The sequence below is a fragment of the Zhongshania aliphaticivorans genome (assembly GCF_902705855.1).
Taxonomy (GTDB): Bacteria; Pseudomonadota; Gammaproteobacteria; order Pseudomonadales; family Spongiibacteraceae; genus Spongiibacter; species Spongiibacter aliphaticivorans_B.
Map to the genome: position 1 here is coordinate 566902 of NZ_CACSIJ010000001.1, position 17485 is coordinate 584386.

A 17485-nucleotide genomic window follows, 5' to 3' on the forward strand; every position below is an offset into this window, starting at 1 on the left:
CGTGTACTTACCACGTTCCGGAATAACGAACTAACATCAACCCTCAGGAGGATGTGGATCTAGCTCTGGCGCTAACGCATTACTATTATCAACAATGACAGGTTGCTTATTTCGCAATTTAAGCAGACCACTGCTAGCCAACTCATCACCCACCGCAAGCCCTTTGCTAACCACAATATAGTCCCCCCGAGCATCGCCTAAGGTTACAAAGCGCTGAATGACTTCAAGATCGGTATAGGGCCCCATCATGGGATTGGGCTCGTCTGGTGGCGGGGGCGCATCGGGATTTTTTTGTATGACAAATACCGAATCGCCGTAGGAGGTATAATTCACCGCAGAGCGCGGAATGACAGTCACCTCATCACTATTTGGCAAGCTGACTACCACTGTTGCAAACAAACCAGGCTTAAGCAGCCCGTCAGGGTTAGATAGCCGCGCACGCACATCCACATTACGTGTCTGCGGATTTACTTTCGGCTCAATCGCCAGTACTTGGCCTTCATAATTTTTATCGCCGTACGCATCAACCGTCACAGATACTTTAAGCCCAGGTGCCAAAATAGACAGATAGCGCTCTGGCATTGAAAAATCGACGTTTATGGGATCTAGCTTTTGCAAAGTCGCAATGGCAACGCCAACACCTAAGTACTGACCAACATTGACCCGACGTATACCCAACTGACCGTCGAAGGGTGCTTTAACCGACTTTTGCTCTAGACGACCTTTTTGCGCCTGCACTGCAGCCAGTGCCACATTAGTTTCCGCAACCGCCGTGTCGTATTCAGATTTAGAGATCGTCTTGCGCTCATATAACTGCTCGCTACGCTTACGATTCAATTCAGTTAACTCGGCCTGTGCCTGTAAGCGCTTTAATTCGCCCTGCTCGCTAGCCGACGCCATACTTAGTAGCAAATCGCCACGTTTAACTGTATCGCCTGACTCAAAGTAAATATTGGTAACAACACCGTCTACCTCAGCGGTAAGATCAGCGCCGTTGACGGCCACTAAGCTACCAACCGATTCTAAGCGACTCTCCCACGACATTTCCTCGGCTATCGCACTAGAAACCGTTACCGCAGGAGCAGGCATCGCATTAAGGAACTCGTTCATTTTCTTGGAGCCGAACCACTTCATGCCAAATACGCCGCCAAACAACACTGCGCTTAGCAGCAGCATAATAACCATCCGCCTGCTCATAATACGTCCCTATGCAATCCAAGTATTGAAATATGCCATCGCTGCTGCACACAAAAATCGCAGTATGTCAGCATAATTCATCAAATAATTAACCACTTAAAACGCCCAACTCGGCATCCTATAACTGGCCGAAAAAGTAGCATTGTCCCACGCAAAGGTCGAGCATTGCTGGCTAATATTACGTTAGCGTAATCGTTAATACACAGTAACTTACAGCCGCGTCCTTGCGCTTAACACGATCTGCGCACTCTTTTTAAAACATTAATTTCGCCCTAAAAATTAGCACCCAACAAATATGAATCGACGAGTTAAAACCCCATCGCAACAAGGTGACTGATATCTAAAAAAATGATGGTAAGGGTCACACACCTGCGCGCGTGATCACTAAATCTTCTAGAAATGCCGAAACGCTGAACCCCAAATACCCGAAACGCTAACATAGAGCCTTACAGTTGATATATTTCTACTAGAGAAAATGTGTGAAAGAAATCAACCGGGGCTTCTCTCAAACGTCGGACTATCAAACTGGCTGTAGTCCAGCTCACCACTTTGCCAAGTACTTAATTTATCGGCCTTACGCTCAGCAATAGTCTTGTTGAAAACAAGCAAGTGAGTTTGCTCCATCAACTCAACCATTTCGCTCTGACTAACTAGCCCCATAAACACTCCTGCCTGAATAAAACCCTCAAGCCGATGCTTTTCAGTTGACGAAGGTTTGTGGCCACTTTTGGCTGATTTAAAGATGAGCGTTAATCGCTTCTCAACTACGGAGATGAATTTGGCCTTGTCCATATATATCCCTTGAGTAAAATCCAAATAAAGCACTGACATAAAATAAGCAAAAATACACTCCCTTACATCCAGCATCTTTTTATTCAAGAGTAATCATTAAGCAGCTTACCACGAAATTTTCAACATCTATTCCAAAAGGACAGCCTACGATAGCACCATAATTCTTAGCTGGAGAAAGGACAGCCAAGGCTTCAAACTGATTACCTTGATATTCTAACAACCCAGACCACGACTGAGTTAAGTCATCATAAGAACCATTTGTAACATCGACAATACCGAAGCACACATCATCTAAGCAGCTCAGCCCCCCAGATTTTTCCAATACTGGAACCCCAGTACTATTAACTCGATATACCTTCGTGACCCAGTTATTATTTATATCTTCAGGAGAAAACTGCGGCTCAGCATAGGCTTCATCACTATTTGGGTCACAGCTATCCATTTGCCCGACGACCAAACTGTAATCATAAGCGCTGCTATTAGAAATCGCCTCAAACTCCACTACACCATGACTTCCAATATCAATAGCAACGTTATCGTAATTAGGTGATTCGCCCTGATAAGAATCTCTATAAGAGCGTGCCGTTGGATATATGCAATACGGCTCTTGATCAAAGTCATAACAGAAGTAGGTATCTTGTTGCTCATAAAGCACATCAAGAATTTCTGCTCTATCGACCACCCCGTATTCGTAACAACCATTGATTCGATAGTCATTTGATGCCGACTGACTACCTGCACCATAAACAGAATAAACCCCTTCAAGATTTTCCTGAGCTAAAATAAATGTGTCTATCACATCGACTTCGTCTGACAAGTTACCGCCATTATTACCGCCACCACCTCCACATGCTACAAGGAACGTCGACAAAATAATTACAGCCCAGACATGTACTTTTCTCATGGCACCCTCCTTTCTTTTATACTGGCGAACTATTTCCTTCTTCGCCCATTTATTTAAGAAATTTTTTACTCAAAACTTCAACAATAGGTGCCGATTGAAGCACACAGCATCCCCGACGAACAACTGGAAGATGTTTTTAACCGTAACAACCATCAACGTCATTATTCATAGATTTGATTAATTTTTGTGCACAGTTTTGTACGCACACAAAATCCAGACGAAAAAAAACCCGCTAAATCAGCGGGTTATTTTTATATATGGCGGAGAAGGAGGGATTCGAACCCTCGATGCAGGATTAACCGCATACTCCCTTAGCAGGGGAGCGCCTTCAGCCACTCGGCCACCTCTCCGGGATGTCTCTTCTATTTAGGTTTTCCCTGTACGGGAATACACAAAAAGTAGAGCGTTAATCAACACATAGCGCTGTTTAACGAATCGGGCGGCATGATAACACACTGAGAAAATAAGCAAAGACCTAGAGCGTCTTTTTCAGTGTATTACTTGTTGCCGTCCTTCTCTGTTTGGATACGATCGTATATTTCCTCTCGGTGAACGGCGATATCTTTCGGTGCATTAACACCCAAACGAACTTGATTGCCCTTCACTCCAAGCACGGTAACAGTCACTTCATCACCGACCATCAAAGTCTCACCAATACGACGAGTTAAAATTAACATTATGGCATCTCCTTGTAAGAGCCCACCGCCATACCCCAGTGCCAATCCATGTGCAGCAGCGCAAATAGCGTATAAATTAAATACTAGGCTCCGAATCCAAATCAAACGCTGTGTGCAGCGAACGAACGGCTAGCTCCAAATATTTCTCATCAATTACCACCGAAATTTTAATTTCCGATGTCGTAATCAATTGAATGTTGATCGACTCCTCCGCCAGAGTTTTAAACATTTTGCTGGCAATACCAGCATGGGAGCGCATTCCTACGCCGACCAAAGATACTTTGGCAATTTTGTCATCAGTTTTGACTTCTCGCGCGCCCGTTTGTTTCACCAGATTACGCACAATGGCTTCAGTCTTTGCCATATCGCCACGACTCACCGTAAAAGTAAGATCAGTGGTGTTGTCTTCTGCGACGTTTTGAACAATCACGTCAACTTCTATATTGGCGTCGCTCACCGGCCCAAGAATTTGGTAAGCCAAACCTGGGGTATCAGGTACGCCTAAAACTGTTATCTTTGCTTCATCACGGGTGAAAGCAATACCCGAAATCGCCGGGTTTTCCATATCCGATTGTTCCTCTAAGCTAATCAATGTGCCTGGGCCGTCTTGAAAGGCGTGTAGTACCCTTAAAGGTACATTGTACTTTCCAGCAAACTCCACCGAGCGAATTTGTAAAACCTTTGACCCCAAGCTGGCCATTTCCAGCATTTCTTCAAAGGTAATACGATCCAACCTGCGCGCCTTACTCACAACCCGTGGATCCGTGGTATATACGCCATCCACATCGGTGTAAATTTGACACTCATCTGCCTTTAAAGCAGCGGCTAGTGCTACGCCGGTAGTATCTGAACCACCGCGGCCTAAGGTAGTAATATTGCCGTTTTCATCCACTCCCTGAAAACCTGCAACCACAACCACATTGCCAGCAGCTAAATCTTCTCGGATCTTTGCATCGTCGATATCTCTGATCCGCGCTTTAGTATGCGCCTCATCAGTTAATATCCGTACCTGCGTTCCAGTATACGACTTAGCCCCTTGCCCTAGATCATGCAATGCCATACACAGCAGCGATATAGTGACCTGCTCGCCAGTAGACACCAGCACATCCATCTCGCGCGGGGTTGGCACAGCTTGCATGGCTTTAGCCAAATCGATTAAACGATTAGTCTCGCCGCTCATTGCCGACACAACAACAATAATGTCGTGTCCCTGCTCACGAAAGCCAGCTACCTTCTTGGCTACGGCCTTGATTCGCTCGACAGTCCCTACCGAGGTACCACCAAATTTTTGAACTATAAGACTCATGATTCGCTTCTACTTAATAAACGCCCATCGCAGAGGGCGCTCATTAAACACCAGATCAAATTTAAAGGAAATGACTCAATGCACGCTATACGTGATTTACCTAATATCGCACTTATTTTGAACGACAGTAATCCCGAGCAGCCTGCAGAGCGGCTGGAATAGCGGCACTATCCGTCCCACCACCTTGGGCCATATCGGGACGCCCGCCACCCTTGCCGCCGACCGCTTCAGCGGCCAATTTCATAATATCGCCCGCTTTAAAGCGATCGATGAGATCCTTGGTAACGCCGGCAACTAACGACACTTTCTCACCCTCATCGGCAGCAAGTAACAGCACGCCCGAACCCAGTTTATTTTTGAGTTGGTCGGCGGTGTCACGCAGTGATTTCGCGTCGGCACCATCCAGCTTGGTCACCAACACCTTTACACCGTTAATTTCTTCAACTTGAGACATCAAGTCATTACCCGCTGAACTTGCCAATTTACCCTTCAACGCACTCAGTTCTTTTTCTAACTGCTTTTGCTGAATAAGGAGTTGCTGTACTTTATCACCGATTTTTTCTCGGCCCGTTTTAAGCAAACCGGCCAAATTACTTAACTCATTCTCTGCATTGTCAAACGCCGTCAGTGCGGCTGCGCCGGTAACGGCCTCTATACGACGAACGCCAGCAGCAATACCAGATTCAGCGGTAATACGCATTAAACCAATGTCACCTGTACGCTGTACGTGGGTACCACCACAAAGCTCTATGGAAAAGTCACCACCCATGCTTAAAACCCGAACACTATCGCCGTATTTCTCACCAAACAACATCATTGCGCCACGCTTGGCAGCACCGTCCATATCCATAATTTCGGTTTGAACAGGCGTATTTAAGCGGATTTGTTGGTTTACCAAGGCTTCTATTGCCGAGAGCTCTTGCTTACTAAGCGCTTCAAAATGCGAGAAATCGAATCGAAGGCGCTGGGAATCAACCAAGGAACCCTTCTGACCAACATGCTCCCCCAACACCTGACGCAGGGCAGCATGCAACAAATGGGTAGCGGAGTGATTTAAAGCCGTTGCTTGGCGAACGGTATTATCCACTTCTGCAAATAGGGTTTCACCCTCCGCAACAACGCCGCTTAGTAGCACACCATGGTGCAAGTGATGACCGCCTGACTTTTGGGTCTCACGGACTTCGAAGCGCACACCTTCCGCGCTTAGGTAGCCGCTGTCTCCTGCTTGGCCGCCGGACTCGCCATAAAATGGCGTGCTACCTAAGATGATAATGCCGGCATCACCTTCTTTTAGAGAGCTAACCCGCTGACCATCTCGTAAAATTGCCTTCACCGAGGCCAACTCAGTCAGACTTTGATATCCAGAAAAGCTGGTTTCACCGTCTAAAGCCAGCTCATCGCTTAAATCAACTTTGAAATTAGAGGCTGAACGAGCACGAGTACGCTGCGCTTCCATTGCTGATTCAAAGCCGTCCAGATCTAAACTCAGGCCCTTTTCTCTGGCAATATCTGCGGTGAGGTCAACCGGAAAGCCATAGGTATCATAAAGCCGAAAAACGGTATCACCTGGAATCTGGCTCGCACTTAAATTTTCTAAATCTTGCTCGAGAATTTTCATGCCCTGCTCAAGGGTCTTGGCGAACTGCTCTTCCTCTTGCAGCAAGACTTTCTCGATTTGCGCCTGCCGAGCCAGTAGCTCTGGGTAAGCCTCACCCATTTCTGTAGCAAGCGGCGCTACTAGTTTATGGAAAAACGCGGCATTTGCGCCGAGTTTATTACCATGTCTAGCCGCGCGGCGAATGATCCGACGCAGCACATAGCCTCGACCTTCATTAGATGGCATAACCCCATCTGACACCAAAAATGCACAAGAGCGAATATGGTCAGCAATAACCCGTAAGGAGGTGTGTTCCAGATCGCTGACATTCAATACGCCGGCGGTTGCGGCAATCAGGTTTTGAAACAAATCAATTTCATAATTGCTATGCACATGCTGCATTACCGCAGATATGCGTTCCAGCCCCATACCGGTATCTACTGACGGTGCAGGAAGCGGCGCCATGGTGCCGTCGGCATCACGGTTAAACTGCATGAACACGTTGTTCCAAATTTCAATATAGCGGTCGCCATCTTCATCTGGGCTACCTGGCGGACCACCAAACACGTCTTCGCCGTGGTCGTAAAAAATTTCAGTGCAAGGGCCGCACGGGCCAGTATCGCCCATAGACCAAAAATTATCTGAAGCGTATTTACCGCCTTTATTGTCGCCAATGCGCACCATGCGCTCAGCAGGAACACCCACTTCCTCGTTCCAAATCTGATACGCCTCGTCGTCGTCGGCATACACCGTCACCCACAACTTTTCGGCGGGAATGCCCATCCATTCAGGAGAGGTCAAAAACTCCCATGCAAATGTGATTGCGTCACGCTTGAAGTAATCGCCAAAACTGAAATTACCCAGCATTTCAAAAAAAGTATGGTGGCGGGCGGTATAACCCACATTTTCTAAATCGTTATGCTTCCCGCCGGCACGCACACAGCGCTGCGAGCTAACCGCACGAACATAGTTACGTTTTTCTCGACCCAGGAAGGCGTCTTTAAATTGCACCATTCCCGCGTTCGTAAACAACAAAGTGGGGTCATTACCCGGCACCAGCGAACTGCTAGCTACATGGGTATGTCCTTTACCTTCAAAATACTGAATAAAGGCTTCGCGAATGGCGGCGCTTTTCATTGAAACTCTCTCACTCCGTGGGCTCTTGTCGGTGGCTGATAAGATGCTAAACAGCCACTCGCCACAGCCTAAGCCGTGGCGAAAAAACGCCAAGTATATCGAAATTGCGGGAACTTGTATCTGACTTGAACTGTTTACGACGCTATGCGACGCAAGAAATCTACGCCAACAGGAAGTTGGCTCTAACCAAGTTTTTCATCCGTCGTCAGAACACGTGCTTCTGACTCCAGCATCACCGGAATACCATCGCGAATTGGGTAGGCAAGACCGCTGGCGCGGCACACTAATTCACTGCGCTGCTCATCATAATCTAATGGTGCCTTGCTAACAGGGCAAACCAGTATTTCTAGTAGTTTTTTATCTATCATTAGTTTTTATGCACTCAAAAATCATTGTTTTTAACGCCTTAGGCGCCACTGCGGCCCACTCTTGCCAATGCACTAATACTTAATGCTCAGGCATCGGCCCAATTATTAAGGCAGGGTCAAGACGTCGATCAGCCCAATTAATACGCCAGTCCAAATGCGGCCCTGTCGCGCGTCCCGTCGCCCCAACCTCGGCTATGGGGTCACCCTGCCTAACAAGCTGCCCCTCTTCCACCAATATCCGACTAAGATGAATAAAGGTCGAGGACACACCTAGACCATGATCAATAATCAGGGTGCCACCGGAATAAAACATATCGGGGTAGGCTAAGGTCACCACCCCATCAATGGGCGCAGCAACCAGTGTGCCGGTAGGTGCGGCAATATCCAAACCGTAATGTGGCCGACCAGGGCTGCCATTATAGACACGCTGGCTGCCGAATACACCCGTGATCGGCCCCAGCAAAGGCCATTTAAACTCTTTGATAAAATCTTGCCTAGCGGAAAACTCACTGCGCGCCTTGCTAACTAATGCGCCCTCCCGACGAATGCGCTCAAGCACGCTGGCGGGGGGAGTAACGGTCTTTTGTGGCACACCGTTTACACGCTGAACGTCATAGCTGCGCTGTGTGATATCGAGCCGCTGCCCGACACACTCACCTGTCGAACTGCAAATTTTTAAGGCCGACACTGGCCCTGCATCGCGATCAAAGCCGGCCACAAATAAGCCATTGTCGGCAATGTGTATCGATTTGCCATCCAAGCTGACGGTACTACTTGGCGCTACCGTCGCCCAGATCAAACCGCCTTGTTGTAAGCTGCCCTGCAATTCAATATCAGCATAAACCCCTGCAGTAAACCCCAGCGTAGCAACACAGCTTACAAACCATTTTTTCATCATTTGCTATCCTCTAATTACAAACGCTACGCTACCATACCCGGCTGTCGTTCCAAACAGTGAAATTAAGAGAACGACGCGAGTAACACCAAGGCAAAGCAGTGGCGGTGGCAGCTGCTGCGTTTGCCGTAATTAGCACGCATTTTACGCATCTTCTTAGCGCTGTGTTGGCAAGGCGCTACCTTTATGCTGAACTCTATAAATACAATCTGACACCCATACCATGACTCGCTACCGCCCACCTCGCCCCAAAGGCTCTTGCTACATTACTCCAGAGGGAGAAAAAGCCCTCCGAGAGGAACTCCGTCAACTTTGGAAAATTGAACGTCCACAGGTTACCGCCACCGTGCATGAAGCCGCAAAAAACGGCGATCGCTCAGAGAACGGCGATTATATCTATGGCAAACGCCGACTGAGAGAAATAGATAGCCGAGTTCGGTTTCTGACCAAGCGTCTAGACGAACTTATCGTAGTGGCAGAAACACCCAAAGAGCAAAGCAAAGTCTACTTCGGCGCTTGGGTCACAGTCGAAAATGATGACGAAGAGCAATGTGAATACCGTATCGTCGGCCCCGATGAATTTGATCTAAGCCAATATAAACTTTCAATGGACTCCCCCCTCGCCAAGGCCATGCTTGGCAAGCGATTGGACGACGAAGTCATTGTGGCAACCCCCAAAGGCACGCAAAGCTACTACATTATCGGTATCCGCTACGGTAACTGATCATCGATCAAACCCCGTATAGCGATCTGAGGGCCGGTAGAGATCGTCATACACATAGCCTATCATTGGCGCCAAACACGATTACGCCACTAACGAGAGAATGCACTATGCTGCTGCTATCACTGATCTGGGCTTGGACGGCATGGAACGTCTATCGGCCTCATAAATCTGCACCAGAAATACTGGGGGTATTCAGCTTTATTTTTGGTTTTATCACTGGCGAGCTGGCGCTGCACGTCATCGCGGTGGAGTTTGGCCTTACGCTGCTCATCATAATATTTGGTGAGTTAAGTGGCCTTGGCGATGCGCTAGGACTCGCGATAGCACTTTGTAGCTGGATCGCCATCGCAATTTTCTACTTTAGAGCACAACGCGCCGACCCCATCATGGCGCAAGCTGTTCGCTACGCTCTGCAATTGACGCCTGAGCAAGTGCTAAACACCGAAAACGCCACATTGATTGAGCCCGACGCAAAGCGGCTAGCAAAGCCTTTTGCTTACAAACTACCCAATGTGCGCCGTGTTAAAAACATCGAATACTCCCGCGTCGATGGCCGCTCATTGCGGGTAGATATTTATCATCGCGATGATCTACCCCAAAACGCGCCCGTCTTGTTCCAAATGCACGGCGGCGCATGGTTAGAAAACCTTGGTAGTAAAAATGAACAGGCGCTGCCCCTCATGTACCAAATGGCGGCAAACGGCTGGGTCTGCGTTGCAGTAGAATATCGGCTAAGCCCCAGCTCTACGTTTCCAGACCATATCATCGACTGCAAACGCGCCCTGCACTGGATCAAAGAAAATATCGGCAAATATGGCGGCAACCCTGACTTTATCGCGGCGACAGGTGGTTCGGCAGGCGGGCATTTATCCTGTTTATTAGCCCTAAGTGCTAACGCGCCAGAATTCCAGCCCGGCTTTGAAGCTGCAGATACCACTGTTCAGGCCTGTATACCTTTCTACGGCGTTTACGATTTTCTTAACAGCCAAGGCCAGCGCAACAGCGAATCCCTGAGTCAGTGGGTATCTGCCAAAGTACTTAAAAAAACCCGCGCCGAATCACCCGAATTATGGCGTCAGGCATCACCGCTATACTGGGTACATAAAGATGCTCCGCCATTTTTAATTATTNACGGCGAAGCCGACACCTTGGTGCCCGTTCAAGAGTCGAGGGTACTTTATGATGCGCTAAAAGAGGTGTCTAATCAGGCTGTTAGTTACGCCGAGTTACCAGACGCACAGCACGCCTTTGAAATCGCAATTTCGCTACGCACTCAAATTGTAGTGAATCATTTAACAGTGTATTTAAACGAACTTTACCGCCGTCATTTAGCGTCTGATCTTGCTAAAGAAGTCCTAGAAGAATTACCCGAAGCGGAGCAAATTGAAGACTGAAAGTATTCTTAGATTATAAAACTAGGGGGAGCATTGCTCCCCCTAGTTTTATAAAAAACAAATCAAAACGGTATCCACGATTTTTTATCGCTGTAATGAACATAACCGACACTCGCGCCAGCACGCAAGCCAACACCCGTTCTAATCGGCGCTAAAATTAAATCACCATTCTGCTGGTAATTCACACCCACACCAGCCACAACGTAAAAGCTACCGTCAACGCCGGGAATACGCTGCATTAGTTGGTCCATATCATCAAGATGATAAACTAAGGTAAATACTTTTGATGCATTTGCCCCCATGTCAAAACCAACTGATGGCCCCTGCCAAAATATTGGCAGCACTTCGCCACTATAGCGCTGCACCTCACCCTGTCCGTAGCGCACACCAACACCTAATGCGGCAGAAACTTCTTCACCCGCAATGATTGCATTTGGGCTGCCCTGCTCGGCAAAAACTTTCTCTATTGCCTTCGCCAAACCAGCAGTGGTTTCACCAAAAAAAGAATCTGCTTTTTCTAATACTTGCTCCTTAGTAAACCCCTCAGATACCTTGGGTTTCTCAGCCACATTCTCTGCAAAGGCGGGAATCGCCGCCCCCAACATCAGAATTAACAGGGTACTCATTAGGTATTGAAATTGTCTATTTACATTTCTCATATACTTCTCCAATCACCATTTATTTTACTAGTCATTTTTATCATTACTGATATAAACCTTTACAGCATTGCGTCGGGCAATGCAAAAAACATCTGCTGTACATCCCCATTTAAACTCAGCAACAGTATCTTTACTTTAAATAAAGCGGCAACACTGATCGCGTCAGTAATTCGACCATCCATCGCCATTTCTATCGCCTCTTCCAAAGGCAAACGACGAACGACAATATCTTCGGTCGCCTCTAAATCCGCCTCGCCCTGAAGTAAGTTTTTCGCTAAAAACACTTCACCACGTTCATCCGACACCGAATTTGAGGTGCGCAAATCCATCAGCTTGACCCATTGAGCGGCCCTCAAGCCAGTCTCTTCTAGCAGTTCACGCTGCGCTGTCGCTAGTGGTGAACTTCCTAATGGACAGCCGCCCTCTGGAATTTCCCAACTCTCCGCTTCCAAGGTGTAGCGGTATTGCTTCACCAAATAGGTATAACCCTCTTCATCAATTGGAATAATGCCAACCGCTATATTCTGAAAACAAATTTTGCCATAAATTCCATCGGTGCCTGCTGGGGTTTTAACTTCGTGATGCTCAAGACGTAGCCAGGGGTTCTCGTATACTTTCTGAACACTAAGCTGCCGCCAAGGGCCAAACACTTTGCTCATGACATCTCCAAAATTGAACTCACTCGCCGGCGGAGCCGAGGCAATACCCTAGTTTCGAACCAAGGGTTACGCTTCAACCAAAGCTGATTTCGAGGAGAAGGATGCGGTAAAGGGAAAAAATAAGAGTCGGCAGGGTGGTTTTCGACCCGCTCGGTTAGGGTCTTAAATTCATCGTTTAAATAATAGTTCTGCGCGTACTGGCCAATCAGCAACACCAAGTCTATCGACGGCATCTGCGCTAGCAGTCGCTCATGCCAATGCGGCGCACACTCTTTACGAGGAGGCAAATCCCCCGAACGCCCCTTGCCAGGATAGCAAAACCCCATCGGCATAATGGCTAAACGCTCATCAGAATAAAACTGGGCTCGGTCAATATTCAACCACTGTCGCAGGCGATCGCCAGAAGGGTCATTCCACGGAATACCACTCTCGTGAACACGTGTCCCTGGGGCTTGCCCAATAATGAGTATTCGCGCAGATGCATCTACATGCACTACTGGCCGTGGGCCAAGCGGTAAATTCGCCGCACATAAATTGCAATCATGAACGGCGGTTAACAAGGTGGCTAAAGTTTCCATACCGTCATTGTGCGCTGCCACATTTACTGGCGGCAAGCACCTAGGTATTAAAAATAGCGCAACAAGCGAAAACTACTAAAACTCTAGGCCGAGCGCTTGAATCGACTCAGAAGACAAACGTCCAGTTGCCAAGCCCTTCTGCTTTTGAAAGTCATGAATGGCTATGAGGGTATATTTTCCCAAGACCCCATCAACTCCTCCAGTATCGTAACCGAGCTTACGCAAAGCGCGCTGGATCTTGTAAACCAGCTCCTTATTTAGATCTCGCTCACAGGGCACCATGCGCCAAGCTAATTTGGCATCGGTCACTTTTTCGCGATAGCTGAACTCTTTATATACCGGCGCAATATAGTGAGTCACTTCACGCTCAGGCTCTATTACACGCTGCGCTTTAACAGATTTGTACTTTGCGGGAATTCGCTCTTCTATAGTGTGCTCCGGAACGTCAACCACTTTCTTGCGCACCGTTTCATACACCGCTGGCTCGACTACTTTTCTGTATTTGGCAGGCTCGACTAAGATCTGCTTTTTAATTTGTCGATAGCGGGTGGGAATATACACTTGATGTACAATTTCGCCACTCTCCTCGTCGATTTTCTCAATATCTCCTCGCCCTGGTCGCCACACCCACTCCTCCGGCGACTCAGTGACTTCCTCTACCACGGTGTTATAGCGTGCTGGCGTCACCAACATCTGGCGACTCTTTGATGGCACAACCTGCGTTCTCTCTTCCTGCCATTTATAAGTAGCAGGCACGACCGTAAGGCGAACGTGTGCTTCGCTAACCAGCACTTGCTCATCAAACCACTCAAGACGCGCCGGAAGCGTTTCGCGGCGTTCACTAGCCTCCTTAACAATCCGGCGCTCTATACGATCTATATAATTTGGCGGCGCTAGCAATTTGGCATAGCAACGCCCTGTCTCGGCATTGGGCGGAATTGCTGGGAGCGCATCCGCACCAGAGGCCATAGGTTCCCTCGCCTTCATTTTTTCGATTTCGATCAATGCGTCGGCGAGTGCAACCTCCAGCGTCGAAATACGCTCTTCTTTGGGACTCGGCTCCAAGGCAAGTTGTGTGCTTGTGGATGATGGAAGCGGCGCGCAGGCGGCAAAAACCAGCAAGCCAAACATCCCAGACATTCGCGGACCTAGCTCACACCATTTTCGACAAGTATTCTTCAGTGTAGCCAAAACCAAGGCAAACCTCTTAATCAAGATGTTAGATAGCAATATCTTATAACGTCTGCAGCTCGTATATCGAGCTCAAAAGCGATAAAAAACCAGTATTTTCAACAACTAATACACATTCAGACCACGTGTGCCTTACGCTAGTAGCCGCAAAAACATAATGTGTATTAGCTCGCGAAATCAGCGCTACTCATAAGCCCATTGAATGCGCAAATTTGCACGGTGAATACCTTGATATCAACGATCAATAGACATGCCCGTCGCGGAAAATTGCCAAAGAAAAAGACGCTCAAATATGATTTAATGAGCGCCGCAAATCCGACGACGCAGGCAACTCGCAGAATGACCTATACTCTTACCTCCCTTTCACAAAGTGACGATTTTTTGAGCCGCCACATTGGCCCAAACGAAGATCAAACTGCAGCCATGCTCCAAACCGTTGGCGCAAACTCGCTAGACGAGTTAATACAACAAACCGTGCCCGCATCAATCTTGCGTGGCGACATGCCACTACCAGCACCACAAAGTGAATCTGCAACCCTCGCTCGTCTACGCACTATTGCCGCAAAAAACCAAGTTGCTCGCTCGTTTATCGGCACGGGTTACTACGGCACGATTACGCCACCGGTTATTTTGCGCAACGTCTTAGAAAATCCCGGCTGGTATACCGCCTACACCCCCTACCAGCCAGAAATTGCCCAAGGTCGCTTGGAAGCACTACTAAACTTCCAACAAATGGTGATAGATCTAACAGGCCTAGAGCTTGCCAATGCCTCGCTACTCGACGAGGCCACCGCCGCCGCCGAAGCGATGGCCATGTGTAAACGTTCTGCACGTAAAAACAAAAGCGATGTATTTTTTGTCGATCACCGCTGTCACCCGCAAACTATTGCGGTTCTAAAAACCCGCGCGTTGCCTTTAGGCTTAGAGATTGTTGTTGGCGATGCCGAAACCGAACTCGCCACCACTCCCTGCTTTGGCGTACTACTGCAGTACCCGGCTACTGATGGCAGCATCTCTGAACTGTCGAGCATTGCCAGTCAGGCCAAAGCCCAAGACGCAATGACTGTTGTCGCCGCCGATATCATGAGCTTAATCCTCCTAACACCACCTGGTGAGCAAGGAGCAGACATCGTAGTTGGAAGCGCACAACGCTTCGGCGTACCCATGGGGTTTGGCGGCCCCCACGCCGCCTTCTTTGCAACCCGCGACAGCTTTAAACGCTCAATCCCTGGCCGCATAATTGGGGTATCTATCGACAGCCGTGGCAATAAAGCGCTGCGGATGGCGATGCAAACCCGCGAGCAGCATATTCGCCGCGAAAAAGCGACCTCGAATATATGCACCTCTCAGGCGCTACTAGCGATCATGGCAGTGTTCTATGCGATATATCACGGCCCCGACGGTTTAAAAACCATCGCGCAGCGCATCAATCGCATGACAGGGATTTTTGCTGCCGGCCTGGCGCAACTTGGTTATAGCACCAACAATGCGTTTTTCGACACCATTACGGTTAACACGGGAAGCGCCAGCACGCCGCTAGCCGACAAGGCCGAAGCCGAGTTACTTAATATCCGACGCGGCGACAACAGCGTCAGTATCAGCTTTGATGAAACAACAAGCACCGACGATATCGAGAAGCTATGGCAGATTTTCGCCGGCGACAAAGCACTTCCGTCTATACAAACACTAGATGAAAGCCTTGCCGAATTACCCGGTATTCCAGCAAATCTGCGCCGCCAAAGCAGTTTTCTTAGCCACCCTGTATTCCATCAGCATCGCTCAGAAACAGAAATGCTGCGCTATATGAATCGACTAGAGCGCAAAGACATCGCCCTAAATCATTCAATGATTGCATTGGGCTCCTGCACCATGAAGCTCAACGCCACCACTGAGATGATTCCAATTACGTGGCCAGAATTCGGCAATATGCACCCATTCGCGCCGCGCAGCCAAGTCGCTGGCTATCTTCAATTAATAGACGAATTAGAGCAGCAGTTAATCGCCTGCACCGGCTACGACAAATTCTCAATGCAACCGAACGCCGGATCGCAGGGTGAATACGCCGGCTTACTTGCAATAAAACGCTACCACGAAAGCCGTGGTGATTTTGCTCGCGACATCTGCCTAATACCAAGCTCAGCCCACGGCACCAACCCCGCCTCTGCAGCAATGGCCGGCATGCGAGTTGTTATCGTAGCCTGCGACGAACTTGGCAATGTCGATATTGACGATCTTCGCAACAAAGCCGAACGCCACGCAGAACAACTCTCTACGCTGATGGTTACCTACCCCTCTACCCACGGAGTATTTGAAGAGGGTATCCGCGAAATCTGTAACATCACCCATCAACACGGCGGACAGGTTTACGTCGATGGCGCCAATATGAATGCCCTTGTTGGCTTAGCTGCCCCAGGCGAATTCGGTGCCGATGTATCCCACCTCAATTTGCACAAAACATTCTGCATACCCCACGGTGGCGGTGGACCAGGCATGGGCCCAATCGGTGTTAAAGCGCACCTAGCCCCATTCTTACCCAACCACCCCGTATTCCCCGTGGAAGGACTTGAAGCACACAACGACACGGTGTCTGCGGCAAGCTACGGCAGCGCAGGCATACTGCCCATCTCTTGGACGTATATTTCATTAATGGGTGCCGCCGGCTTAAAGAAAGCAACCCAAGTCGCCATTCTCAACGCCAACTACATTGCCACAAGGCTTAAAGAACATTACCCCGTGCTATATACCGGCCGCAATGACCGCGTTGCCCATGAATGTATTATTGACTTACGCCCACTCAAAGAGAGCACCGGAATCAGTGAAGAAGACATCGCCAAACGCTTAATGGATTATGGCTTCCACGCACCGACTATGTCCTTCCCCGTGCCCGGCACTTTGATGATAGAGCCGACCGAAAGCGAATCGAAGATCGAATTAGACCGCTTCTGTGAAGCCATGATTCATATTCGTCGCGAAGCAGGACGCGTAGAAAGTGGGCAATTGCCCGCTGACAACAACCCCCTCGTCAATGCGCCCCACACCCTTGCCGATATCGTCGCCGACTGGGATCGCCCTTATTCCCGCGAAGAGGCGAGCTTCCCTGTGGCACAACTACGCGACAGCAAATATTGGCCAACCGTCAACAGAATTGACAATGTTTTTGGAGACAGAAATTTAATATGCTCTTGCCCCCCCATTGAAATGTATCTCCAAGACTAAAATCATGCCCTCTAACGAGGGCATAAATTCGCCTAAGCGTCGAATATCACTGCATTTTTTTAGGGCAAAAGTCGTTTTTTAAGACTACTTCACAGAAATTTTCACATTTTTAGCTCTAACATGGGAACTTAGACGCACGGAGTGTTGTTTTTACATATAACATCCGTGAAACTACGTATACTTAAAATTTT

At 48.5% G+C, this 17485-nt stretch carries 15 protein-coding genes and 1 tRNA gene; 3 read left to right on the plus strand and 13 right to left on the minus strand.

What is annotated here, in order from left to right:
* Positions 1–36: 36 nt before the first annotated feature.
* The 9 genes from GVJ32_RS02580 to GVJ32_RS02620 all read right to left on the minus strand — a co-directional run bounded on the left by GVJ32_RS02580 (position 37) and on the right by GVJ32_RS02620 (position 8876).
* Entirely contained in the window at positions 37–1197 is a 1161-nt protein-coding gene (locus GVJ32_RS02580) for an efflux RND transporter periplasmic adaptor subunit (RefSeq protein ID WP_235035016.1), read from the minus strand.
* A gap of 489 nt (positions 1198–1686) precedes the next feature.
* The gene (locus GVJ32_RS02585; RefSeq protein ID WP_159238468.1) at positions 1687–1989 is read right to left on the minus strand and encodes a hypothetical protein; all 303 of its coding nucleotides are present in this window, start codon (positions 1987–1989) and stop codon (positions 1687–1689) included.
* A gap of 79 nt (positions 1990–2068) precedes the next feature.
* Positions 2069–2893, minus strand: coding sequence for a hypothetical protein (locus GVJ32_RS02590; protein WP_159238469.1), 825 nt, complete (start codon positions 2891–2893; stop codon positions 2069–2071).
* Between the two features lie 258 nt (positions 2894–3151).
* Positions 3152–3243, minus strand: a tRNA-Ser gene (locus tag GVJ32_RS02595).
* Between the two features lie 147 nt (positions 3244–3390).
* Positions 3391–3570, minus strand: a complete 180-nt coding sequence (gene csrA, locus GVJ32_RS02600; protein WP_103685796.1) for a carbon storage regulator CsrA — start codon at positions 3568–3570, stop codon at positions 3391–3393.
* A 76-nt stretch (positions 3571–3646) separates the two neighbouring features.
* On the minus strand, positions 3647–4876 hold the full coding sequence (locus tag GVJ32_RS02605; RefSeq protein WP_159238470.1) for an aspartate kinase: 1230 nt from the start codon (positions 4874–4876) through the stop codon (positions 3647–3649).
* Between the two features lie 112 nt (positions 4877–4988).
* The gene (gene alaS, locus GVJ32_RS02610; RefSeq protein ID WP_159238471.1) at positions 4989–7610 is read right to left on the minus strand and encodes an alanine--tRNA ligase; all 2622 of its coding nucleotides are present in this window, start codon (positions 7608–7610) and stop codon (positions 4989–4991) included.
* Positions 7611–7792: 182 nt separating this feature from the next.
* Positions 7793–7978: a Trm112 family protein gene (locus GVJ32_RS02615; RefSeq protein WP_159238472.1), complete on the minus strand. Its 186-nt coding sequence runs from the start codon at positions 7976–7978 to the stop codon at positions 7793–7795.
* A gap of 79 nt (positions 7979–8057) precedes the next feature.
* Positions 8058–8876 carry a M23 family metallopeptidase gene (locus GVJ32_RS02620; RefSeq protein WP_200841305.1) on the minus strand — a complete coding sequence of 273 codons (819 nt, stop codon included), beginning with the start codon at positions 8874–8876 and terminating at the stop codon, positions 8058–8060.
* Positions 8877–9096: 220 nt separating this feature from the next.
* Here GVJ32_RS02620 and greB point away from each other — a divergent pair, with 220 nt between their 5' ends.
* Positions 9097–9597 (plus strand): transcription elongation factor GreB, encoded by a 501-nt coding sequence (gene greB / locus GVJ32_RS02625; protein ID WP_159238473.1) that lies wholly within the window; start codon positions 9097–9099, stop codon positions 9595–9597.
* Between the two features lie 386 nt (positions 9598–9983).
* Positions 9984–10991: an alpha/beta hydrolase fold domain-containing protein gene (locus GVJ32_RS02630; protein ID WP_435808062.1), complete on the plus strand. Its 1008-nt coding sequence runs from the start codon at positions 9984–9986 to the stop codon at positions 10989–10991.
* Positions 10992–11053: 62 nt separating this feature from the next.
* Here GVJ32_RS02630 and GVJ32_RS02635 read toward each other — a convergent pair whose 3' ends face one another.
* Genes GVJ32_RS02635 through GVJ32_RS02650 form a run of 4 tightly spaced genes read right to left on the minus strand, consistent with a single transcriptional unit; the run spans position 11054 to position 14027 of the window.
* Positions 11054–11650 carry a DUF1134 domain-containing protein gene (locus tag GVJ32_RS02635; RefSeq protein WP_200841306.1) on the minus strand — a complete coding sequence of 199 codons (597 nt, stop codon included), beginning with the start codon at positions 11648–11650 and terminating at the stop codon, positions 11054–11056.
* A gap of 59 nt (positions 11651–11709) precedes the next feature.
* On the minus strand, positions 11710–12309 hold the full coding sequence (locus GVJ32_RS02640) for an NUDIX domain-containing protein (RefSeq protein WP_159238475.1): 600 nt from the start codon (positions 12307–12309) through the stop codon (positions 11710–11712).
* Entirely contained in the window at positions 12306–12908 is a 603-nt protein-coding gene (locus GVJ32_RS02645; protein WP_353652892.1) for a uracil-DNA glycosylase family protein, read from the minus strand. The genes GVJ32_RS02640 and GVJ32_RS02645 overlap by 4 nt, the downstream gene beginning before the upstream one ends.
* Positions 12909–12962: 54 nt before the next feature.
* On the minus strand, positions 12963–14027 hold the full coding sequence (locus GVJ32_RS02650; protein WP_159238476.1) for a peptidoglycan-binding domain-containing protein: 1065 nt from the start codon (positions 14025–14027) through the stop codon (positions 12963–12965).
* 390 nt (positions 14028–14417) lie between these two features.
* Between GVJ32_RS02650 and gcvP the strand changes: the two genes are divergently transcribed.
* On the plus strand, positions 14418–17294 hold the full coding sequence (gene gcvP, locus GVJ32_RS02655; protein WP_159238477.1) for an aminomethyl-transferring glycine dehydrogenase: 2877 nt from the start codon (positions 14418–14420) through the stop codon (positions 17292–17294).
* Positions 17295–17485 lie beyond the last annotated feature (191 nt).